Source organism: Marinomonas gallaica, from assembly GCF_001639745.1.
Taxonomy (GTDB): domain Bacteria; phylum Pseudomonadota; class Gammaproteobacteria; order Pseudomonadales; family Marinomonadaceae; genus Marinomonas; species Marinomonas gallaica.
On record NZ_LTAX01000071.1, the window covers coordinates 1 to 276 of the forward strand.

1 protein-coding gene is annotated in these 276 nt (G+C 48.2%); it reads right to left on the minus strand.

Annotated features, from left to right (window positions below; translation table 11 throughout):
• The coding region (locus AYW76_RS18665) for an ATP-binding protein (protein WP_456264818.1) at window positions 1-276 on the minus strand (276 nt) is incomplete at both ends.

A 276-nucleotide genomic window follows, 5' to 3' on the forward strand; every position in this document is an offset into this window, starting at 1 on the left:
TTAGCTCTTTCTCTGAGCGAACAACGCGCATACCACGACCGCCACCACAACCAGAAGCTTTGATGATTACTGGGTAGCCAATGCGTTTTGCGTGCGCTTTGTTTGCCTGTTCGTCATAATCCAAAGGACCATCAGAACCTGGAACACAAGGAACGCCCGCTTTTTTCATTGCTGTGATAGCAGAAACTTTGTCACCCATGATGCGGATAGTTTCCGCTTTAGGACCAACAAAGATAAAGCCGCTACGCTCTACTTGCTCTGCGAAGTCTGCGTTTT